Here is a 22,452-nt window from a genome sequence, read left to right on the forward strand (position 1 = left end):
CGCGCGCTCTCGGCTCTTGCTGGCGCATGTGTGCGCATTGGCGGATGTGCGATTTTTGTTTGACGGACGGGCGAGTTTTTTTGCGCACGCTCTCGGCTCTTGCTGGCGAAAGTGTGCGCGTTGGAGGATGGGCGATTTTTGTTTGACGGACGGGCGGTTTTTTTTGCGCACGCAGCACTTGCTGGCGCATGTGTGCGCATTGGCGGATGGGCGATTTTTGTCTGACGGACGGGCGGTTTTTGCGGAGCGCTCGCGGCTCTTGCTAGCGAAAGTGTGCGCGTTGACGGACGGGCAGGGGCTTCTGCATTGCGGCAAATTGCGGAGATTATACAATAAAAAAAGATTGAAATTTTCCGAATCGAATCTAAAATAGTTTCATGGACTTTCAGAGCATTGTAGATTCATGCGGAATGGCGGCAGCCGTTCTTTCCGTCAAAAATACGGAAGACAACCATTGCGGCGAGATACGGATTGTCCGCGCAAACGCGATGTACAAGCATATAATGGGCGAAAAATACCGCGACGATATGATTTATTCGGATTTGCTTCCGAAGGAGCCGAATTTCGAGGAATTCTGCTACCGTTGTGCCGTTCTCAAGCAGCACCTTCACGCGTACGTCGATGTCAAGGCTCTGAATGTCTGGACTGACAGCGACTACATTCCGCTCTCATACGACAGAAATGACGAAAGGCTCCATTACCTAATGTTTTTCTTCGAATTCACGAAAGGCCCGGAATCGGAAAAAATGTCGAACGTGTCCCTCGAAGTCGCGCAGCAGGTCATCAAAACGTGCATAAACCTGCGCGGCGCCGACAACTTCTACGAGGCGATGAACACGGTAATCACGGACATACAGAAAAACACGCAGTCGTTCTGCAGCTGCATAATAATGATTGACCGCGAGAAGCGGAAATACGCGCCGCTCTGCTCGAAATTCCGGAACGACGAGGCAAAAATAGATGATTTTATGCCCGAATTGACGCCTGATGTCGTGTTCTCTTGGGAAAAAACGCTGGAGAACCGCGACCTCATAATAATCAAGGATGATTTCGACATGCAGAAGCTTGCCGAGCAGAATCCCATCTGGGTAAAAAGCCTCAGGAATTCGAAAGTGGAAAGCCTCGTGCTTGTCCCGCTGTCCCAGGGGCGGAAAATGTTCGGCGTGCTTTTCATAACGAATTTCAACACGGAAAAACTTATCGAAATCAAGGACTTCATAGAATTGACGGCGTTTTTCCTTTCCGCGGAAATCGCGAACAACGACCTCATGGAAAAGCTCGAATACATGAGCAACATCGACTTCCTGACGGGCGTGAAGAACCGCAACTCGATGAACGCCCGTGTCGATTACCACGTCGACGGGCGGAACGTCGTGCGCGCGCCGTTCGGAATCATATTCGCGGATTTGAACGGGCTGAAGCAGTGCAACGACAGCGGAGGGCATGAGGCGGGCGACAAGCTCCTCAAAAATGCCGCCGCCCTGCTGAAGGCTCAGTTCGCCAACGACGAGATTTACCGCTCGGGCGGCGACGAATTCATCGTGATTATGCAGGACTGCGACAGGGAAAAATTCGATTCCGCAGTCAAAAAACTTAAAGACAGCTGCGGATACGGCGCGGATGTGTGCCTCGCAATCGGCGCCGACTGGAGCCAGGGAGAGAAGGACCTGCGCCTGTGCATGCATATTGCCGACGAGGCGATGTATGCGGACAAAAACGAATTCTACGCCCTCCATCCCGACAAAGCCCGAAAATAGGCAAAAAACCGAACAGAATCATCGGATTTCCGGCAGAACGCGCGCGTTCCCCTTCCGCAAATGCGCTTTCCGGGAGGAACGCACGCGCGAAATCGCCAGGAATCGGAAAATTGACGTTTTTTTCATAGAAAATCGTTTTTTTTCAATATATAGCCTTTAATTTCAAAAAATTTGAATATGGCGGAAAGGATGTTATACTAAATCGTTATTCCACTAAAATTTTTACCTTCCATACGAAAACGCAAAAGCGATTCCGCACAGGGCTATATTTTCCATAACTAGGAAAGACAAGGAGTTTTTAGATGAATCAGGAAGTCGTCCAGACTCAAAAAGAAGACGAAGCACAGGCAGTGACAGATTTATGCTCGCGGCTCAAAAAAACGCCGTCATCCTACAGCGCGATACTCTTTTTCGCAAGCACAAGGTATGATTTCGAAAAGCTCTCGTCGCTCCTCCACGAACAATTCCCGAGGGCGCAGGTTATAGGGGCGACAACGGCGGGCGAAATCACGAAAGACGGGTTCACGACGAACTCGATAGTGCTCAACGCGATTTACGACAACGGAAAGTCGCAATTCAGCGGGGTTCTCATCGACGGCATCGACCAATTTCCCATCCTGGGCAACAAAGAAATCACAAGCGCAGCATCGAAAATCGGCATCTCCCTGTCGTCGGAAAACTGCTCGCGCGACGCTTTCGCGATAACGCTTATCTGCGGCCTCATGTCGGCAGAGGAAATCATCCTCTCGCAGTTGTATTCGCTTATCAAAGACCAGAATTTCATGATTGCGGGCGGCTCGGCGGGCGACGACATGAAATTCGCCTCGACTGCGGTAAGCTGCAACGGCGTCACGTCTTCGAATGCGGCTGTCGTCCTGTTCGTAAAAACATCGTGCGCATTCAGGATATACAAGGAGAACATCTTCCAGCGCACGGGAAAAAACGTGAAGCTCACCGACGTCAACACGGAGAAGCACATCGTGAACGCGATTGACGGGCAGAACCCGCGGAGAAGGTACGCGCAGGTTCTCGGCATAACGGAGGGACAGGTGAACGACGCGCTCCTCGACCATCCGTTCGGGCGCGTTTTCGGCGACGAGATATTCATAGCTTCGCTCGTCAGCTTCGACAAGGACGGCAAGCTCACCATGTACGCGCGCGTCCTTCAGGATTCGCTTCAGGAAATACTGATGCCGCACGACCCCGTCGAGATGACGGAAAGCACCTGCCGGAAAATAACGAGCGAGATTCCGCGCCCCGGCTGCATCATTTTGTTCAACTGCATACTGAGGACGGTCGGATTCCAGAAAAAAGGGCTTACGGGAAAAATCAGCGAGGTCTGGAGGCGGTATCTCCCCACCTACAGCGGATTCTCGACGTACGGGGAACAGTTCGGGCACATGAATTCAAACCAGACGCTCGTCACGCTTGTAATAGGAGAATAAAATGGAAAAAACATACACAAAAGAGAAGCTTCTCCAGGCAGGAACGGAGCTGGTGGACACTTTGATAAAAAACTGCAACTCGACGAACAACATCGGCGGGTTCCTCAAGGAATATATCGCGATGCTGACGTCCGACGATGGCGTCTACAAAAAGCTTCAGAGTGCGATGGACAAATTCTCGGAGTCGAGCGAAAACTCCAAAAAGGAAGCCGACACCATGCTCAACACATCGCGCGCGAACAGCGAGTCGCTCAAAGCGATATGCGAGGAGTTCCAGAACCTCAGCCGCTCGATTGTGGACGCGCAGAAGGAGCGGAAGGAGCTCGACGCGAAAGTCAAGAAGCTGGACGAGCGGATAAAAGAAATCGGGAACTACATCCGGAGCATCCAGGAAGTCTCCGAGCAGACGAGGCTCCTCTCGTTCAACGCGTCAATCGAGGCGGCGCGCGCGGGCAACGCCGGAAAGGGATTCCGCATAATCGCGAACGAGGTCAAGACGCTCTCGGGGCGCACGAGCGGAATTTCGGGCGAAATCGAGGCGAAGGTCAGGGACATCGGAAAAGAAGTGAAGTCGCTTGTGGAGGACAACCACAGGCACGACGAATTCATGGACTCAATCCAGAAAACGGCAGTGACGTCGAACGAGCAGCTGACGAAAATCAACAACGCGAATTCGGAAAACATCGGCTTCATGTACGACGTGCTCGGAAAAATGCAGGAAAGCCAGATGCAGATTCTTACGGCGGCGAAAAACGCAGAGGAGGAGAACCTTAAGGAAGTGAAGCGCATCGCGGCAAAGGCGGCGCAGAGCACGATACAGACGGGCGACCTGCTCTCGTTCATGTTCCAGCTGAAAAAGCTGTTCGCGTGGATGGAAAACCACAAGGAGATTTTCGCGTAAAGCGGAAGGGGACGGATTCAGGCGCGCTTTTCCCGGGCAAACACGAAAACGATTGTTCCCAGAAAAAGCGCGCCCACCGCGACCATCACCGCGGACACAAGCCGCAAGAGCACGCTTCCCTCCTCCACAAACGTTCCCGGATTTTCGGGATTCACCAGAAGATTCACGCGCTCGCCGACTTTCAGCCGGGGCGGATACGTCGCGACATTGCTCTCTATCCGGAATGCCGTCCCGTTGAATTCGTACTCGAACACCGGCGCGACGGAGTTCCTGCTGCGGCTTCCGCCATGCCTGACGTTCTCAACGACGACCGCCTCAACACGCGCGCTGCACGATTTTCTGAGATTGCAATCGTAAAGAAAAAGATTGACGCCGCCTATCGAAAACACCGCGGCAATGATTCCGAAAACGACAAAAAATCGTTTCGAAGGCTCTTTTTGAAGCCTGTGCATCCTCATACGTTCCTCCGCCGTTTAAAGATATGTCATATGGAAAGCGCAATCAGGACACCGATTCCGGAAAAAAGCAGCCCGAACGCAATCAGGGCAGCCGAGACGATAACCTCTATTTTTCCGCTTCCGGAAACGAGTTCCTGCGGATTGTCCGGATTCACGCGGATTTCCTCGATATCGCCGATTTTGTATTCGGGCGGATAGGAACCCGTGTTCGACTTCACCCGCATTTTTTTTCCGCGGAAAGTGAATTCGAACACAGGATAATAGACGGAAACAGAACTTTTGTTGCTTCCCGTCCCGATGGTGGATCGCTCAAAAAGATTCTCCGCGACTTTCGCCGAGACGGGCGCGCTGCACCGTTTTCGTTTCCGCCTTGTCACAACAAAAAACACGAGCCCCGCAACGAGCGACAAAATGCCGAGTATTATGAAAATTGCCGCTCCGAGCCGCGGGTCCCCGTGTTGTTTTGTTCTTCTCATCCGTCAGACCTTCGGCGCTTTTTCGAGGGCTTTCGCGATTTCGGCGTCGGTCGGGATATAGTCGCTCATCGTTCCGTCGTTGTACGCCTTGTATGCGTACATATCGAAATATCCTGTTCCGGTAAGCCCGAAGAGAATCGTCTTCTCCTCGCCCGTTTCCTTGCACTTAAGCGCCTCGTCTATCGCGACCTTTATCGCGTGGCTCGACTCCGGCGCGGGAAGGATTCCCTCGACGCGGGCGAAATCCTGCGCCGCCTTGAACACAGCCGTCTGCTCGACGGAGCGCGCCTCGATAAGCTTGTCGTCGTAAAGCTGCGAGAGGATCGAGCTCATTCCGTGATAGCGGAGACCGCCGGCGTGGTTTGCCGACGGCATGAATTCGCTTCCGAGCGTGTACATTTTTGCGAGGGGGCAGACGTGTCCCGTATCGCAGAAATCGTAGACGAACGAGCCGCGTGTAAGGCTCGGGCATGACGCCGGCTCGACAGCGATAAACTGGTAATCAGCCTCGCCGCGGAGCTTCCTTCCCATGAACGGGGAAATGAGACCGCCGAGGTTCGAGCCGCCGCCCGCGCATCCGATTATCACGTCCGGCTTTATTCCGTATTTGTCCATCGCCGTCATCGTCTCAAGACCGATGACCGTCTGATGGAGCAGCACCTGATTGAGGACGCTTCCGAGAACGTAGCGGTATCCCTCGCGTTTCGTCGCAGCCTCGACAGCCTCCGAGATGGCGCATCCGAGGCTTCCGCCAGTCCCGGGGAATTCGGCGAGAATCTTGCGCCCGACTTCCGTCGTGTCGCTCGGGCTCGGCGTTATCTGCGCGCCGTATGTGCGCATAACCTCGCGGCGGAACGGCTTCTGCTCATAGGAAACCTTGACCATGTACACGTGGCAGTCGAGGTCGAAATAGGAGCACGCCATCGACAGCGCAGTTCCCCACTGTCCGGCACCCGTCTCCGTCGTGACGCCCTTAAGCCCCTGCTTCTTCGCGTAATACGCCTGCGCAATCGCGGAATTCAGCTTGTGGCTTCCGCTCGTGTTGTTTCCCTCGAATTTATAGTAGATTTTTGCCGGCGTGCCGAGCTTCTTCTCAAGGCAGTACGCGCGGACGAGCGGCGCCGGGCGGTACATCTTGTAGAATTCGCGGATTTCTTCCGGAATCGGGATATAGGCGTCCGTGTCGTTCAATTCCTGCTTCACCAGCTCGTCGCAGAAAACATGCCCCAGCTCTTCGGCCGTCATCGGTTTGTGCGTCGCAGGATTCAAAAGCGGCGCCGGCTTGTTCTTCATATCCGCACGGACGTTGTACCACGACTCGGGAAGCTCGTTCTCAGAAAGATAAATCTTGTACGGAATCTCTTTTGACATGGAAAAAATTCTCCTTTTTGCGTGCGATGCCCGAATTCCGCGGCATCACGCAAAATAAACAAGCGGAAGCGGCGGACGAACTCCTGCATAGCAGGACAGCGGGCAAAGCCTTTGTTTTGTTCTTATTTATAGAAACAAATTATATCGCCAAATATCCGGAACCGCAACAAAATGAAAGCGCGGCAATAAGAAAAACCTTGAGCCGCAAACTGGCATACGAGAAAAATATCAATTTGAACATTACTTCAATACCAGAATACGGATAAGATTCCGCAAACCTTCAGGAGGAATTATGGAAAACACACAGTACGAACTGAACAAGGGGCTTGCCCAAATGCTCAAGGGCGGCGTGATTATGGACGTCACGACACCGGAGCAGGCAGTCATCGCCGAGAAAGCAGGAGCGTGCGCCGTCATGGCGCTTGAGCGCATCCCCGCAGACATACGGGCGGCAGGCGGCGTCTCGCGCATGAGCGACCCGAAAATGATAAAAGGAATCCAGCAGGCAGTTTCGATTCCCGTCATGGCGAAGTGCCGCATCGGGCATTTCGTGGAGGCGCAAATCCTCGAAGCAATCGAAATCGACTACATCGACGAGTCCGAGGTTCTCTCCCCCGCCGACGACCTCTACCACATCAACAAGCGCGAATTCAAAGTGCCGTTCGTGTGCGGGGCGCGTGATTTGGGAGAGGCGCTCAGAAGAATCAACGAGGGCGCCTCGATGATACGGACGAAGGGAGAGCCGGGAACGGGCGACGTCGTACAGGCGGTGAGGCACATGCGCAAAATGAATTCCGAGATTGCGAAAATCAGCGCGATGAGGGAGGACGAGCTTTTCGAGGCGGCGAAATCGCTTCAGGTTCCGTTCGAGCTCGTGCAGTTCGTCCACAAGAACGGGAAGCTTCCCGTCGTGAATTTTGCGGCAGGCGGAGTGGCGACTCCGGCGGACGCGGCGCTCATGATGCAGCTCGGCGCGGAGGGCGTCTTTGTCGGCTCCGGCATCTTCAAGTCGGGAAACCCGGAAAAACGGGCGCAGGCAATCGTCAAGGCCGTCACGAATTTCACGGACGCCAAGCTCATCGCCGAGCTTTCCGAGGATTTGGGAGAGGCGATGGTCGGAATCAACGAGAACGAGATAAAGCTCATAATGGAAGCGAGGGGTCAGTAAATGAAAATCGGGATTGTTTCGGTTCAGGGGGCGTTCATCGAGCACGAAAAAATGCTCGCGTCCCTCGGAGCCGAATGCGTCGAGCTACGCAAAAAAGAGGACATCGAGAGGAACGAGATTTCCGCAATCGTCCTTCCCGGCGGAGAGAGCACCGTCCAGGGGAAGCTTTTGAGGGAGCTCGGCATGTTCGGGCCGATAAAACGGCTCATCGAATCGGGCGTCCCCGTTCTGGCGACGTGCGCCGGGATGATTCTCCTCGCGCAGCACATAAGCGGCGACGGGACTGTCCATTTCGGAACTCTTCCCGTAACGGTCAGGCGGAACGCATACGGGCGGCAGCTCGGCAGCTTCGTCAGGAAAGGAAACGTCAGCGGAATCGGCGAATTCGAGATGGCGTTCATACGCGCACCGTTCGTCGAGAAAACGGAAAGCCGCGACGTCGATGTTCTTTCCGAGGTTGACGGGCGGATTGTCGCGGTCAGGTTCAAAAACCAACTCGCGCTCGCGTTCCATCCGGAAATCGGGGAGGACACGAGAATTCACGAGCTTTTCCTCGCCATGATTGAACAATCCGCGCGGAGAAAGGCAGGATGAGGAAAAAAATCCCGTAGCCAGACCCGGAGAAAACGGTACCAACTGCGGGATTTTCATTCGTTTGACACAATTTTCCAAAAAAATCCATCTATTTTTATAGAAATCGGGTGTCTTTTTAATATAAAACGCAAACAAATAAATTACTCTCTTCCGCAAATCGATTTTCACGTCAAAAGACAAAGGATGGAGTTACTATGAAGAAGAGAAGTCTGGCGTTCAGCCTGAGCTGGAAAATTGGTCTTGCAGTAATCGCATTCATCACGATATCGGCGGTCATCAGCGCACGAAACGCCGTAAAAGCGACACGGAATTCGTTCACGGAAGACAACAAGGAGCTGATAAAGCAGCTGGGCGTCGCGACATTGTACCGGAACAACATACAGATGCAGCAGATGCGGAGCTACACGATGCTCGACGACGTCGGCAGGAAATCAACCGACCCGGTCGAGATTCAGGAAATGCTCATAAAGCGCGCGAAAGAGCGGCAGAAGAATTTCACGAACATCGGGTACGCCGACTACGACTCCGGGCTCTGCTATTTCGACGACGGAAGAATCGAGGACGTGTCGGGGCTGCCCTACTTCAGGCAGATGAAAAACGAGAACCTGTCGCAGCTTTACGGGGACCCGTGCGGAACGACGTTCGAGAACACGTACATACCTGTCTGCAAATCATCATCGCCGAAGAAAAACGGGGACATGCGCTACGGCTTCTACGTCGGGCTCACGCCGCTGTCATACATCAACGAGGGAATCTGCAACATAAAGGGCGGAAGCATCGACTCGAAGAACGGCTTCGCGATGCTCCTCACGAAGGACAGGCTCGTCATGTGCGCTCCCGACAACACGCACAGCATGTCGAGGAAGCTCGACAACCTCGGCGGGGTCACGCTCTCCGACGATTTCATCCGCGAATTCGAGACGAAGAAGGAAGGTCGCGGTGCGCTCACAATCAGCGGGAAGGCGTTCGAGACGTTCTTCAAGCAGATTTCCGGAACGACATGGAAGCTCGTCCTTCTCATACCCGAGACAACCGTGCACGAGGCGGAGATTGTCCTCGCAAAATCGCTGATTATGTCGAACCTCGCATCGCTCGTGATGATTCTCCTCATAACGGTTCTGCTCCTCGTCGTGTCGTTCAGGCCGCTCAAGGCTCTAAACAAGGAATTCGTCAGGATTTCCACGGGGAACGCGGATTTGTCCGTGCGCCTCAACGAGGGCAAAAACGACGAAATCGGTCAGATAACGAAAAACTTCAACATGTTCATCGGAAAGCTCCAGGAGACGATAAAGGACGTCGCAATCGCGCGCGACTCGATGATGAAATCGTCGGAAAGTCTCCGCGCGAACATCGAGTCCACGGACAAGGCGATATCGTCCCTCACGTACAACCTCGACGACGTCACGAACCAGGTGCAGAGCCAGGAGCGGAGCGTCGGGCAGACGACGGACGCGATAAAGAACATCTCCGTCTCAATCGAGGATTTGGAGCGGCTCGTCGAATCCCAGTCGGCGGCGGCATCGCAAGCATCCGCGGCAGTCGAGGAGATGATAGGGAACATCCATTCCGTGACGAAATCGACGGAAAACATGTCATGCGCCTTCGACAGCCTCAAGGAAAACGCGCAGAAGGGAATCGAGACGAGCAACGAGGTCTCGAAGAAAATCTCAGAGGTCGAGTCCCAGTCGCAGAGCCTGAACGAGGCGAACATGATAATCTCGAACATCGCCGAGCAGACGAACCTCCTGGCGATGAACGCGGCTATCGAGGCAGCGCACGCGGGCGAGGCGGGCAAGGGATTCGCCGTCGTCGCGGACGAAATCAGGAAGCTTGCGGAGGATTCGTCGGTGCAGTCGCGCGCGATTTCGTCGCAAATCGATTCGATAAAACTGCTCATCGAGGAAATCGTCGCGTCGTCCGCCGTCGCCGATTCGGTGTACGCGGAAACGGGGCGCATGATGGAGCAGACGTCGCAGCTCGTCGTCACCATCAGCAACGCGATGGCGGAGCAGTCGTCAGGCTCGCAGCAGATAACGGAGGCGCTGCGCTCGCTCGCCGATTCCACGACGGAAGTCAAGCAGGCTTCGGAAAACATGCAGGGCGGGAACAAAAAAATCCTCGACGAAATCGCATTCCTCAACGCGCAGACGGAAAACACGAAGGAGACGCTCTCCCGCGCGCTCAACGTGACGAATTCCGTCATAACGATAAAGGACGGCCTGCTCGACGTCTCGGACGAGACCGCGGAGGCCGTCGGAAACATCGCGAAGAAAATCGACGGGTTCAAATTCTAGCGGGGAAAACGAGCGCGACGCCCCCAAAAGCCCGTCACGCCCCCTGTCTTCGGGAAAAATCCTTTTCGGAAACGCTTGAGACTGACAGGGCGTCGCTTTCGAACACGAAAAAAACGCATTGGATTTCAGTTCCCCTGCGTTCCTGATTCTGATGTTTTAGCGCCGCAATTTCCTTCGCCTTTCAGACGCGGCGGCCGCTCCATGAACAAAAACGCTCCAGACAACTGGAACCTACATTCCGAACAGGTCTTCCAAAATCCGTTTGTATTCAGCGTACATCTTGTAGCCGTCCAAATCCGACAATGAACCGGCGATTGAGAAGTAGTACCACGCAAGCAGCTCTTTCGGCGCGTTGAAGCGTCTCCAGAGTTCGTCCCCGCAAGACTGGAAATCGGCGTACATGCTTCGGGCATTCGACAGTTTGTCGGCGCAGCATACAAGTTTCGCCTCAAGCGAATCGTTTTTCAGAGAATCGATGAAAACCTGCTTGCGCTCCTTCCATGATTTTGACTTGTCCTCGCACTCTGTCTGGACTATCGCGAGTATCTCTTTTCCGAACCGCTTTTCGATTTCCTCCGGGCGTGTGTCCGTGTCTTCGAGCGTGTCATGCAAGATTCCCGCGACAATCACGTTCTCCGAGCAGCCGTTTTCGGTGAGAATCTGCATAACTTCCATGGGGTGAACGATGTAGGGGATTTCAGTTCCCTTGCGTTTCTGGTTCTGATGTTTAATCGTCGCGAAGATTATCGCGTCATGTATTTTTGTCATTTTTACTCCTAAATAACAGTCTGATGATTGCACAGCCTAAAAGCCAGCGTCAAGCAGCCGAAAAAACGTGTCTGCAAGAGAAGCAGATACACGCACGCGGGGAAAACACGGCGCGGGTTTCAGCTTCACGGAAATCCAATATTGGTCGGAAAGCGCGCTCGGAATCAGAAAACGATTCGTCTTTTCTGATAAAATCGGCGATTGTGATGAAGGAGCCGCCGATTTCGCCCGGAAAAAATAGCGGTTTCCGCATCGGAGGAAAAACATGCAGAATGTGTATGACGAGGTTCCCCTTTTTGAGGACGAGCGATTTCTCCTGCGTTTCGTGGAGAAAAAAGACGCGGAATCGCTCCTGAACGTTTACGGCGACAAGAATTCGCTTCCGTTCTTCAACAGCGACAACTGCCACGGGGACAATTTCTATTATCCGACTCTTGAGCGGATGGAGAAAGCAATCGATTTCTGGCTCGAATCTTACAAATCGAAATGGTTCGTGCGCTGGGCGGTAATCGACAAGGACGTCGGGAACGCAATCGGCACGGCAGAGCTTTTCCGACGCGCGGCCGACGACGATTTCGCTCACGCCGGCGTCCTTCGGCTCGATGTGGGAAGCGGCTACGAGCGCGCGGATTCGATTGCGGAGATTGCCTCGCTGATTGTCCCGCATTCGTACGGGCTTTTCGGAACGGAACGAATCATCACGAAAGTTCCCGTTTACGCGGTCGAGCGGGCGGCGGCATTCGCGGCGATTGGCTTCGAAAAATCAGCAAGTTTCCTCATCGGGACGCAGGACGGCTACGCGTACAAGGATTATTGGGAGAAAAAACGCTGACGGCGTTACGAAAAGTATGCTGCATCAAAACCTGCCGGAGATGTTACGGCAAGTATCCCGAAATAAAAAACGGTCATCAGACCTGTCCGACAACTTCAAAAACGCGCAGGCAGCATGTTTTTGAACATCGCATTTTAAGGTAACCTGTTCCGGAACTGAAATTTCCGAACAGGTTTGTTGAGCGAAGCCGAAACGACCAATTCTTGCATGGCAATGAGCGGACCTCGGCTACGCTCAGCCAACTTTTGCAACACCGCCAAAACGCTGGTTCCGCCTCGGAAACGATGTGCGGCAGGCAGCGAAGGAGAACGAATGAGAAGGAAAGACCGTGAAGTAACTGATTTCGACGAAATCGTCTCGATTCTGGCAAAGTGCCGCGTGCTCCACCTTGCGCTTGTGAGCGGCGGCATGCCGTATTCCGTGCCGGTCAATTTCGGCTATGAAGTGCGAGAGGAAGACGGGCGGAAAAAACTGTCCGTGTATTTTCACGGCGCGGGCGAGGGAAAGAAAATCGACGCGCTCACGGAAAATGCGCGCGTCAGTTTCTGCGCGGAGCGTTTTTTCGGCGCAGAAGGCGGGGAAGAGCCGTGCGCGTGGACATGCTACTACGAGAGCGTCATCGGGTTCGGGAAGGCGGAAATTCTTTTCGGCGCGAGGGAAAAATCAGCGGGGCTCGACGCCATCATGCTCCACAACGGCTACAAGCTTCCCGCGGGAATCAAATTCATCGCGTACAATGCGATGGCGCTCGCAAAAACAGCCGTCGTGAAAATCGAGGTCGACGAAATCACCGGAAAGCGCCATTCAAAAAAATAGGCCTGTCCGACAACTTCGTTATCGCTCAGGTCGACGACTTCAAAAACGCGCAGATAGCACGTTTTTGAACATCGCATTTCAAAGCAACCTGTTCTGGGGCGCGGGGCGGGCATTCATCCTGATTGCGGCGCGCAAAAAACATACGGGGGGATTTTATGGAAAAATGTATCAAAAAAGACGGGCGGGAGGAAAAACCTGAAAAAGCGCGGTTCGTCATAGTCGGCTCGGGCTGGCGGGCGGCTTTTTACGTCAGGGTCGCGAAAGCGTTCCCCGAGCGGTTCGAGCTTTTATACATGCTCTGCCGCACGCCCGAGAAGGCGGAAAAGCGTGCGGCGGAGCTCGGCATCCCGACGACGACATCGGCCGACGACTGCATAAACGCTCATCCCGATTTTGTCGTCGTTGCCGTGACTAAGCCGTCGATGTCGCAGGTGAGCCTTGAATGGCTCGGGCGCGGCTTTTTCGTCATCGCCGAAACGCCTGCCGCGCTCGATTTCGGGACAATCGGAAAACTGGAAAACCTCGGGGAAAAGGGGAAACGGCTCATCATCGCCGAGCAATACCGCCTCTATCCCGAATACGATGCAATCCTTTCCGCCGTCAGAAAAGGGCTTATCGGGGAACCTACGGCGCTGAACATCTCCATCGCGCACGATTACCACGCCGCAAGCCTCATCCGCGCGTTCCTGAAAATTCCGCTCGGCATGAAATTCTCCGTCCGCGCGAAAACATACGAATTCCCGACGACGGAGACGATGACCCGATACGAGCGGTTCACGGACGGTCGCGTCGCAGAAAAAAAGAGGACGGTCGCGACATTCGAGTTCGAAAACGGAAAAGCCGCGTTCTACGATTTCGATTCAGAGCAGTACCGCTCGCCAATCAGGAAGAACGCGCTGAAAATACAGGGAATCCGCGGAGAGATAATCGGCAGGCAGGCGTATTTCCTCGACGAGCAAAATGAGGCGCGGGAAATCGAAATCGGCTTCAAAAAAAGCAGCCTCGGCCAGGACGAGACGGCGATTTCCGTTCTCATGCAGCGGGCTGTCGCGTACATGCGCGGCAAAGGCAGTCATCCGTATCCGCTTGAGGAGGCAGTCCGCGATTCATACATGGCGATTCTGATGCAGCGCGCCGCCTGCACCGGAGAAACCGTCAACGGAGAATAGCCGCATGGAAAAAATACGTGACGCGCTGCGCGCAGCAGCCGACTTGCAGTACCGGGACTTCCAGAGCAGGCTCGTCCCGACGATTCCCGCGGAGACGATGATAGGGGTGCGCACTCCCCGCCTTCGGGAAATCGCGAAATCGGCGGCACGGGACGAAAAGACGGCGGGCGTTTTCCTCAGGGAGCTTCCGCACGCGTATTTCGAGGAGAACCTCATCCATTTTTTTGTCGTCGCGGAGATGAAGGACTTCGACGCGTGCGTCGCCGAGGTTGAGCGGTTCCTCCCCTATGTCGACTGCTGGCCGGTCTGCGACCAGGCAAGCCCGAAATCGTTCAGAAAGAACCACGCGCGGCTTCTGCCGCACATCAAACAGTGGATTTCTTCCGCGCACGTCTACACATCCCGCTACGGAATGCGCATTCTCATGAACGAATTCCTCGACGAGGATTTTTCGAAGGAATTCCCCGAAATCGTCGCGGAGCGCATGGACGCGAAGGGCGCGGACGAAGACTACTACCTGAAGATGATGGCATCATGGTATTTTGCGACGGCGCTCGCGAAACAGTGGGACGCCGCCGTTCCTTTTATCGAAAAGCACCGCCTTGAGCCGTGGACGCACAACAAGGCAATCCAGAAGGCGCTCGAAAGTTTCCGCGTTACGGAAGCGCACAAGGAATACCTGAGAAGCCTGAAAACAAACCGGCAGAGCGGGGATTGAGCATCCCGCGGCATTCGGAAGCACAACAAAGAAAGAGGGAGATTGAGAGGAAAAACCGATTTTCTGCCGTGGGTCTGTCGGCGTTGAAAAACGCACTCAAAAACGCTATTATTGCCGCGTCCTTTCGCGCGGCGTGTTCCGGCGGAGGATTCTCTGGAGAGTCCCCGTTTTTGTGCGGGGCGCCGAAGGGTTACGGCTATTAGAGCTTATATCTCAGGCAAAAAGGACAGGGGATTTTTCTGTTCAACTCTTTGGAGAGCCGAGGCTGATTTTCCGGAATCATGCCGAAGCTCTTATTTTTTTTGGGCGCGCGAATTTTTGACGCGCTCAAGTCTTTTCAGGAAGTGTTCAAATGGAAGGAACTGAACAGCTTACTTTCGATGCGGTCCTCTCGGCGATTGACGATTTCGTCTGGGGACTTCCCACAATCATTCTCATCCTCGCGACGGGAATCCTGCTTACAATCCGGCTCAAGGGAATGCAGTTCACCAAGCTCACCCTCGGATTCAAATCGATGTTCAAAAAATCGGACAGCGCCGGAAAAGGCGAGCTCAGCCCGTTCGCGGCGCTCTGCACAGCCCTTTCGGCAACAATCGGAACAGGAAACATCGTCGGCGTCGCGACGGCAATCGCGGAAGGCGGCCCAGGCGCGCTTTTCTGGATGTGGTTCGCGGCTCTTCTGGGGACGGCGACGAAATACACGGAATGTATGCTCGCGCTCAAATACAGGAGCCACGCGGAGGACGGGCACATTCTCGGCGGCCCGTTCTACACGATTGAGAAGGGAATGAAGGAGCGCACGGGCATAAGCTGGAAGTGGCTCGCGGTTCTTTTCGCGGTTTTCGGCGTCTGCGTCGGTCTTTTCGGCATCGGAACGTTCACGCAGATAAGCGGAATCACCACCGCCGTCAAAAACGCGTTCGACTCGGAAGGTCGCAACATCGCGTTCTCGCTTTTCGGCGACGAATACACGTGGTCTGTCGTGATTTCGGGTCTTATCGTGACGTTCTTCGTCGCGCTCGTCCTCATCGGCGGCCTCAAAAGAATCTCGAAAGTCGCGGAAAAAGTCGTTCCCGCCATGGCTGTCATCTACGTTTTCCTCGGGCTTTCCGTCCTCCTCATGAACGCGACGAAAATCCCGGACGCGTTCGCGGTCATCTTCAGGAACGCTTTCGGGATGAGGGCTGTCGCAGGCGGCGCGATGGGATTCGTCATGAAGCAGATAACGGAATCGATGCAGAAGGGAATCGCGCGCGGAATTTTCTCGAACGAGGCAGGCCTCGGTTCGGCGCCGATTGCAGCATCTGCGGCGAAAGTCGAGGAGCCGGTCGAGCAGGGGCTTGTGTCCATGCTCGGCACGTTCATCGACACGATTATCATCTGCACGATGACGGGACTTGCAATCGTAATCGCATTCTATTCGGGCGCGGACGCGAATTACGAGCACGGGCTCAAGGGAATCGAGCTTACGTCGGCGGCATTCAGCCGCGTCCTCGGCGGTGACGGAAAGAGCGTGCAGTTCCTTCTGATGATTTGTCTTGTCTTCTTCGCGTTCACCACGATTCTCGGATGGAACTATTATTCAGAAAAATGCCTTGAGTATCTGACGAACGGGAACCTTACCGTCGTGAAGGTGTTCCGCTGGCTCTACATCGCGGCCGTCTTCATCGGGCCGTACTTCACGATAAGCCAGGTCTGGCAGATTGCCGACATCACGAACGCGCTCATGGCGATTCCGAACTGCATCTCGCTCATCGTCCTTTCCGGAATCGCAGCCCGCGAGACGGAATCGTTCTTCAAGCGGAAGAATTCGCTTTAAGTCCGGAATGAAGGCTCACCATCCATGCGCGCAGAAAACATGGATGGCGGACACGTTTTCATAAAAATCCTTCATCATGAAAAAAGCAACCCAGCCGCTTTTCAGGCTGGGCGTAAAAAAGGGCTGTCCAAAACGCCCGCTGCGCTGAAGCAAGTTCAGCATGAAAATGGACCTGTCCGGAAACTGAATTTTCCGAACAGGTCCAATACGTTTGGGGGCAGCCCCGTTTCATTTTAAGCCTGCCAAAAAGCCCTACTCCGTTTTTGAGAGGACGAGCGTTCCGTATGCGGGAATAGAAAAGCGCGTCTTCCCGTCCGCCGATACGGAGGGCGCGCTGCTTCTCTCATCCGACGCGAACGCGACGCCGAATCCGCTGTACTTCTCGGGAATCTCGACATCCAACGGAGCCGAAGTCACGTTCACCATGACGAGCGCGGTCTCGTTGTCCGATTTCATCTGCCATGACGAGACGTTCGGCGTCCCGACCGCGACGGCGGAAAAGCGCCCGGCAAACAGCGCGGGGTGCGACGTCTTGAGCCTGATAATGCGCTTGTAGAACTGGAGCAGCGAATCGGGATCGCGCGTCTGGACGGAAACGGGAAGCGTCTTCGCGTTGTAGCGGGAATCAGCCCATGTCGTCTGCTTTTTGTCCACGGGTTTTCCGTTGTCCTCCCACGTCTTGTTCCACAGCATCGGGGTGCGCTTCGACGGGTCGTCGGTGCCGCTTCTCATGCCGATTTCCTCGCCGTAATAGACGAACGGGATTCCCTCGGCAAGCATGTACATGCTCGCGGCAGCCTTGCACATCTCCGCATTCCCGCGAAGAAGCCCCGCCGCGCGCGCCTGGTCGTGGTTCGACAGGAACGGCGCGTCGATGTAGTCCGGGTTCGACTGGGCAAGGCGCTTGTAGTCGCCCTCAAGGCCGTTCGCGTATGCGTTGTTCCCGTCATCGCCTTCCTTGAGCGTGTCCACGATGCGATTCCCCATGTCGAAATGAAAATCGGAGCCGAGCCCCGCAATGTACTGCGCGCGTATCGAATTCGGTTCCCAGACCTCGCCGACGCAGTACGAACCGGGATTGACGGAATGCGCGTAGTCGACGATTTCCTTCCACCAGGCGACGGCCTTGCCTGTCGAATTCGTGCCGGCAGGGGACTTCGCGCTGTTGTAGACGTGCCCCGCGGCATCGAAGCGGAAGCCAGAAACGCCCTTGTCGAGCCAGAATTTCACGACGCGCTTGAATTCATCGCGCAATTCCGGCGAGTCGAGATTGAAGTCGGGCATGTGGTTCCCGAAAAGCCCGGCGTAGTAGTTCCCCGGATGGCTTTTGTCCTCGTTCCAGACTTTGTGCCCCCACATCGTCTGGTTTATGTTGTAGCGGGTATCGTCGGCGGTAATCCACCGGTAGTACGAGCGGTGCGGGTCGTCGGGATTTTTGGAATCCTTGAACCATTCCGTGTACGTCGACGAATGGTTGAACGTCATGTCGATGATGACCGAGATTCCGCGCTTTTTGCATTCGCGGAGCATGTTCTCGAAATCGGCCATCGTCCCGTACTGCGGGTTCACGTCGAAATAATCATCGACATCGTATCCGTGGTACGACTGGGACGGGAAAATCGGCAGGAGCCAGATTCCCGTTATGCCGAGGTCGCCCGTCGTCGAGTCGTCGCCGTCGTTCAGGTAATCGAGCTTCGCCGTTATTCCGTTGAAGTCGCCGATTCCGTCACCGTCGCTGTCCGCGAACGAGCGGACGAACAGGCTGTAGTACACGCCCTCGTTCGCGCCCGAGGCGGCGCGCGCGACGGGGACGAGCGATGACGACGCGTTTTTTCCGGCGCCGGTCGAGGCGCAGCCGGCTGCGAAAACCGACAGGGACGCCGCCGAAAGCGCGAGCCAGGCTTTCCTATTCATCATTCTTTTCCTCCTGTTCCTGCCAAAGACATGAGAAGCGATTTCTGCCCCTTTACGAACAGGATGATGAACGGAACCGCGACGAGGAGCGCTCCCGCAGCGAACATCGTGAAGTTATCGTTCGACCTTCCGTTTATAAGCTCGAAAAGACCGACGGCGAGCGTTTTTTTCTCGTCGCTCCGCAAAATAAGGCGCGGGAAAATGTAGTCCATCCACGGCCCCGTGAAGCTCGTGAGAGCGAGGAAGATTATCTCGGGGCGGGCGGTCGGGATTACGACGCGGACGAACGCGGTGAACGGCGTCGCGCCGTCGATGTAGGCCGCCTCGGCGATATCCTTCGACACGGTGTCGAAATACCCTTTCATCAGCCACGAGTTGAACGGGATGCTTCCCGCCGAATAGACGAGGACAAGCCCCCAGAGCGTGTTGAGCGCGTTGAGCTTCCAGAGGATGACGTAGATTGCAATCATTCCGATAAAGCTCGGGAACATCTGCAAAACGAGCATCGAGGCCATGACCGTTTTCTTGAACGGGAACCAGAAGCGCGAGAATATGTACCCCGTGAAGCTGCACACGAAAACGGAGATTATCGTGTTCATGCAGGCGACTTTCAGCGTGTTGAGGTACCAGTGGCCGTAGTTCGTCTCCGTGAACAGCCTGTGGTACTGGACGAGCGAGAACGGCCGAGAGAACGGAACCGTACCGACGGCGGAAAGCGAGTTGTCCTTGATGAACGACGCGCTTACGGTGAAGGCAATCGGATACAGAATAAGGATTGCCTGGATTATCAGTATCGCAGTCAGAAACATCGTCGTGATTGCGCGGCAGCTGCTTTTCTTGTTGTTCATCAGATTTCTCCTTCTTTGAACGATTTGGTGCGCATGAAGTTGTAGAGGCCGAACGGAACAAGCACGACAAATACGAGAATCGAAAGGACGGACGCGATGCAGTACTGGTTCGAATTCATCGTAAGTTTGTAAATCCACGTGATGAGGTTGTCCGTCGCGCCCGCCTGAGTCGCGATGGAGAGGTTCAGGACGTCCGTTCCGCTTCCCATCTTGAGCGAGGGACCGCCGCCCGTAAGGAAGAATATCGCGCCGAAGCTGTTGATGTTGCCCGCGAACTGCATGATGAGCGTCGGCTTGAGCTGGTACATGACGAGCGGGAACGTTATCGACTTGAACTGCATCCATTTGCTCGCGCCGTCGATTTCAGCCGCCTCATAAAGCGAGTTCGAGATTGCCGTCATCGAGCTTGTAGTGAGAATCATCGAGTACGGGAAACCAATCCAGATGTTGACGAGAATCAGCGTAACCTTCGCCATCTTCGGGTCGGAAAGCCACGGGACTGCGGGGAAGCCGATATTCTGCAGCATGACGTTTATCGGCCCGAGCGTTCCGTTGAGGAGGTTCGCCCAAACGAAAAGGGAGAGCATCTGCGGAATCGCGTAAGGAAGGATGAAAATCGTCCGGTAAACCTGCGGAAGCCTGATTCTCTTGTCGAGCAGCACGACGGAAAAGAAGAACCCGACGAAAAAGCAGGTGAATGTCGCGAAGACAGCCCAGGTGAGCGTCCATCCGGCAACGTTTCCGAACGCATAGAGCCATTCGCCGCCGCCGGTGCCGGACGACGAGGAGAACATAGTGCGGAAATTCTCGAAGCCGACCCAATCGACGAGGTTGTTCGGCGGAATGTGGTCGGGCGAGGAATAGTTCGTGAACGCGATGAGCGCCGCAAAAAGAAGCGGGACTACCGTAAAGAACAGCATCATCACGACGGCGGGAGCCACGCCGAGCGTCGGGAACGCGTTCTGCGAAAGGTCGTTGCGCGTCTCCTTTGCCGACGGAAATTTTCCCTTCTCGAGGATTCTGTTGCCGTCCTTGCGCGCGGCAAAAACCGAGTTGACGTACAGATAGGCGAAGATTGCGAGAACGATGATGACGACGAGACCGTTTATCATCATGAAAATCGAATGGTCGCGCTCGTTTACCGGAAGCTCCGGATGCGGATCTCCGAGCGTGACAAGACCTTTTATTCCGTCGATTATCGTGTTGTTGCAGAAAACGACGTTCACGAAATCCATGAAAAAGAACAGGATTCCGTTCAGCATCCTCATTATGATGTTCCCGCCCTCGTAATAGAGCGAGTCGTATGCATCGCCGGGAATGTAGATATCGAGCAGCCCGAGCAAGATGTCGATTATGATATACGCCTCGAACATCATGAGGAGCGTTCCGCGCACGCGCTGCTTAAGAACCGCGAACTGCCCCAATCCCATGAAGCAGCAAGACGCGCGGGCGGCCCTGTCCGGAAGCCGGGGGTCTATAGTTGTATTTGCCATGAATAGCTCCTGCATTGGAAGGACTGTCCCCACAATTCTGTTTGCGCTGCCATTCGCCGCGATTTTTGTGAAGCGCATTCCACAAAAATCAGCCGAAATGACCTTGTACGCTAAATGCAGTGGCTTCGACATGCTTAACCACTAGACCTGTTCGACACCTTCGTTATCGCTCAGGCCGACGAGTTTTTTCAAAGTAACCTGTTCAGAAACTGAAGTTTCCGAACAGGTTTACTGCATCTTTTTGGACAGTCCCCATTTCTTTTCGCCGCCCGCGCTACAGCACCGCAGCGGCGAATGCGGAAAACCGCACTTTTTTGTTATTTGGCTGCATCCATAGCAGCGGCGGCCGTGTTCAGGTCAGTCTTGACATCGTCGCCGTCCCAGATTCCTGAGTAGGCAGAGCCCATCGCCGACCAGTATGTGTTCATCTGCGGAATCGTCGGCATCGGAATCGCATGGTATGTCTGCTCAAGGATTCCGTTGCTGAGCGGGTCGTTCGTCGTGATGTCGCGGCGCGGCGGAATCTGCTTCGTAATCTTGAACCGCTGCTCAAGGCTTGACTTTGAGGTGAGGAAGCGCGCGAATTCGGTCGCCTCGGCAGGATGCTCGCTGTATGAGCTTACGAATGCAAGGCGGACACCGGAGAACGATGTCGCGGGCTTGCTCTGCCCGGGGAACGCCGGGAGCGTCGTGATTCCGAAGTTCATTCCGAGGCGGCTCAGCGTCTCAATCATCCACGGGCCGGTGATGAGCATCGCGGCTTTTCCCTGCGTGAAGGAAGAGTTGCAGAAGTCGGCGGTCATGTCTGCCGACGGAACGTTGAGGAGCTTCTTCCTCAGGCTCTGGAAATACTGGAGTCCTTTTACGGCAGCCTCGCTGTTGATGTTGTGCTGCTTGCGGTCGTTTCCGTTTGGTCCGAAGAGCTGCGCGCCGTATGCGCTCATGAACATATAGTCGAAGTAGCTGTCCGCGACAGGCCAGACGAGCGCGTATTTGCGCTGTGTCTCGTCGTTGTAGTTCTTCGCAATTTCGGCGACTTCCTCCCATGTTTTGGGCGGAGTCTTGATGAGGTCCTTATTATAGAAGAGGGCGTATGTCTCGATTCCGAGCGGGTAGCCGTATGTCTTTCCCTTGTACTGAGAGGCGACCTGCGCCGCGTTGATGAACTGCGAGATGTATCCGCCGTCCGTATTCTCCGCGACGTGCCCGCCGTTGACGAGCGCGCCGATATGGTCGTGCGGCGCGACAAAAACGTCGGCACCGACTCCGGCCGGTCCGTCAAGCTCAATCTTCGCGCGGGCATCCGTCGATTCGACGTGCTCGTACTCAATCTTCACCTTTTTGTGCGTCTTCATGAATTCTTTTGCGGCCCACTCGATGTAGGTCTTTGCGGAATCGTCGGACTCCCACACCTTGATTACGACATTTCCGGAATTCTTCCCGCCGCGCGCCTTGCGGTCACGAGCCGCGAACACGGTCGGAATGATGAGCGCAAGAGCAGCAGCTGCACAAACGATTTTTTTCATAAAAGCCTCCTATTTTTACGGCAAGCGCCGTTTCTTATCTTTTTTTGATGGCCCGCAGGAATCCCCACCCCTCCCGCAGGCCGTT

At 54.8% G+C, this 22,452-nt stretch carries 20 protein-coding genes and 1 riboswitch; of the genes, 12 read left to right on the top strand and 8 right to left on the bottom strand.

What is annotated here, in order from left to right; all coding sequences use genetic code 11:
* The first annotated feature begins 377 nt into the window (after positions 1-377).
* From TRESADRAFT_RS04375 to TRESADRAFT_RS04385, 3 genes are all read left to right on the top strand, one after another.
* Complete coding sequence (locus tag TRESADRAFT_RS04375) at positions 378-1,757, top strand: GGDEF domain-containing protein (RefSeq protein WP_002703226.1); 1,380 nt, start codon at positions 378-380, stop codon at positions 1,755-1,757.
* A 302-nt stretch (positions 1,758-2,059) separates the two neighbouring features.
* Complete coding sequence (locus tag TRESADRAFT_RS04380) at positions 2,060-3,202, top strand: FIST signal transduction protein (protein WP_002703227.1); 1,143 nt, start codon at positions 2,060-2,062, stop codon at positions 3,200-3,202.
* Between the two features lies 1 nt (position 3,203).
* A complete protein-coding gene (locus tag TRESADRAFT_RS04385) occupies positions 3,204-4,103 on the top strand; it encodes a methyl-accepting chemotaxis protein (RefSeq protein WP_002703235.1) in 900 nt (299 codons plus the stop codon).
* A 17-nt stretch (positions 4,104-4,120) separates the two neighbouring features.
* On the opposite strand, the gene TRESADRAFT_RS04390 is transcribed toward TRESADRAFT_RS04385, so the two are convergent.
* From TRESADRAFT_RS04390 to TRESADRAFT_RS04400, 3 genes are read right to left on the bottom strand one after another with little or no spacing between them, the layout of a single operon-like run.
* Positions 4,121-4,561, bottom strand: a complete 441-nt coding sequence (locus TRESADRAFT_RS04390; RefSeq protein ID WP_002703236.1) for a DUF3592 domain-containing protein — start codon at positions 4,559-4,561, stop codon at positions 4,121-4,123.
* A 26-nt stretch (positions 4,562-4,587) separates the two neighbouring features.
* Positions 4,588-5,037, bottom strand: coding sequence for a DUF3592 domain-containing protein (locus tag TRESADRAFT_RS04395; protein WP_002703238.1), 450 nt, complete (start codon positions 5,035-5,037; stop codon positions 4,588-4,590).
* Positions 5,038-5,040: 3 nt separating this feature from the next.
* On the bottom strand, positions 5,041-6,408 hold the full coding sequence (locus tag TRESADRAFT_RS04400) for a TrpB-like pyridoxal phosphate-dependent enzyme (RefSeq protein ID WP_002703240.1): 1,368 nt from the start codon (positions 6,406-6,408) through the stop codon (positions 5,041-5,043).
* Here TRESADRAFT_RS04400 and TRESADRAFT_RS04405 point away from each other — a divergent pair.
* From TRESADRAFT_RS04405 to TRESADRAFT_RS14955, 4 genes are all read left to right on the top strand, one after another.
* Positions 6,402-6,674 (top strand): hypothetical protein, encoded by a 273-nt coding sequence (locus TRESADRAFT_RS04405; protein WP_141607117.1) that lies wholly within the window; start codon positions 6,402-6,404, stop codon positions 6,672-6,674. The two genes, TRESADRAFT_RS04400 and TRESADRAFT_RS04405, sit on opposite strands and share 7 nt — an antisense overlap.
* A 26-nt stretch (positions 6,675-6,700) precedes the next feature.
* Positions 6,701-7,576 (top strand): pyridoxal 5'-phosphate synthase lyase subunit PdxS, encoded by an 876-nt coding sequence (pdxS, locus tag TRESADRAFT_RS04410; RefSeq protein WP_002703242.1) that lies wholly within the window; start codon positions 6,701-6,703, stop codon positions 7,574-7,576.
* Positions 7,577-8,170: a pyridoxal 5'-phosphate synthase glutaminase subunit PdxT gene (pdxT, locus tag TRESADRAFT_RS04415; RefSeq protein WP_002703243.1), complete on the top strand. Its 594-nt coding sequence runs from the start codon at positions 7,577-7,579 to the stop codon at positions 8,168-8,170.
* 194 nt (positions 8,171-8,364) lie between these two features.
* Positions 8,365-10,464, top strand: a complete 2,100-nt coding sequence (locus TRESADRAFT_RS14955; RefSeq protein WP_002703245.1) for a methyl-accepting chemotaxis protein — start codon at positions 8,365-8,367, stop codon at positions 10,462-10,464.
* Positions 10,465-10,695: 231 nt separating this feature from the next.
* Here TRESADRAFT_RS14955 and TRESADRAFT_RS04425 read toward each other — a convergent pair whose 3' ends face one another.
* Positions 10,696-11,232 carry an HD domain-containing protein gene (locus TRESADRAFT_RS04425; RefSeq protein WP_002703247.1) on the bottom strand — a complete coding sequence of 179 codons (537 nt, stop codon included), beginning with the start codon at positions 11,230-11,232 and terminating at the stop codon, positions 10,696-10,698.
* A gap of 265 nt (positions 11,233-11,497) precedes the next feature.
* Here TRESADRAFT_RS04425 and TRESADRAFT_RS04430 point away from each other — a divergent pair, with 265 nt between their 5' ends.
* From TRESADRAFT_RS04430 to TRESADRAFT_RS04450, 5 genes are all read left to right on the top strand, one after another.
* Positions 11,498-12,064 (top strand): GNAT family N-acetyltransferase, encoded by a 567-nt coding sequence (locus tag TRESADRAFT_RS04430; RefSeq protein ID WP_002703249.1) that lies wholly within the window; start codon positions 11,498-11,500, stop codon positions 12,062-12,064.
* Between the two features lie 312 nt (positions 12,065-12,376).
* Positions 12,377-12,880, top strand: coding sequence for a pyridoxamine 5'-phosphate oxidase family protein (locus TRESADRAFT_RS04435; protein ID WP_002703251.1), 504 nt, complete (start codon positions 12,377-12,379; stop codon positions 12,878-12,880).
* Between the two features lie 155 nt (positions 12,881-13,035).
* Positions 13,036-14,049 (top strand): Gfo/Idh/MocA family protein, encoded by a 1,014-nt coding sequence (locus TRESADRAFT_RS04440; protein WP_002703253.1) that lies wholly within the window; start codon positions 13,036-13,038, stop codon positions 14,047-14,049.
* Positions 14,050-14,053: 4 nt separating this feature from the next.
* Positions 14,054-14,767 (top strand): DNA alkylation repair protein, encoded by a 714-nt coding sequence (locus tag TRESADRAFT_RS04445; RefSeq protein WP_002703254.1) that lies wholly within the window; start codon positions 14,054-14,056, stop codon positions 14,765-14,767.
* A 143-nt stretch (positions 14,768-14,910) separates the two neighbouring features.
* A riboswitch (glycine riboswitch) is annotated at positions 14,911-15,007 on the top strand.
* Positions 15,008-15,119: 112 nt separating this feature from the next.
* Entirely contained in the window at positions 15,120-16,586 is a 1,467-nt protein-coding gene (locus TRESADRAFT_RS04450) for an alanine/glycine:cation symporter family protein (protein WP_002703255.1), read from the top strand.
* Between the two features lie 252 nt (positions 16,587-16,838).
* On the opposite strand, the gene TRESADRAFT_RS04460 is transcribed toward TRESADRAFT_RS04450, so the two are convergent.
* From TRESADRAFT_RS04460 to TRESADRAFT_RS04475, 4 genes are all read right to left on the bottom strand, one after another.
* Positions 16,839-18,503 carry an alpha-amylase family glycosyl hydrolase gene (locus TRESADRAFT_RS04460; protein WP_002703256.1) on the bottom strand — a complete coding sequence of 555 codons (1,665 nt, stop codon included), beginning with the start codon at positions 18,501-18,503 and terminating at the stop codon, positions 16,839-16,841.
* A complete protein-coding gene (locus tag TRESADRAFT_RS04465) occupies positions 18,500-19,348 on the bottom strand; it encodes a sugar ABC transporter permease (protein WP_002703257.1) in 849 nt (282 codons plus the stop codon). The genes TRESADRAFT_RS04460 and TRESADRAFT_RS04465 overlap by 4 nt, the downstream gene beginning before the upstream one ends.
* Positions 19,348-20,841 (bottom strand): carbohydrate ABC transporter permease, encoded by a 1,494-nt coding sequence (locus tag TRESADRAFT_RS04470; protein ID WP_002703258.1) that lies wholly within the window; start codon positions 20,839-20,841, stop codon positions 19,348-19,350. The genes TRESADRAFT_RS04465 and TRESADRAFT_RS04470 overlap by 1 nt, the downstream gene beginning before the upstream one ends.
* A gap of 317 nt (positions 20,842-21,158) precedes the next feature.
* Entirely contained in the window at positions 21,159-22,367 is a 1,209-nt protein-coding gene (locus tag TRESADRAFT_RS04475; protein ID WP_002703259.1) for a sugar ABC transporter substrate-binding protein, read from the bottom strand.
* Positions 22,368-22,452: the final 85 nt, after the last annotated feature.

It is taken from the genome of Treponema saccharophilum DSM 2985 (assembly GCF_000255555.1).
GTDB lineage: Bacteria > Spirochaetota > Spirochaetia > Treponematales > Treponemataceae > Treponema_D > Treponema_D saccharophilum.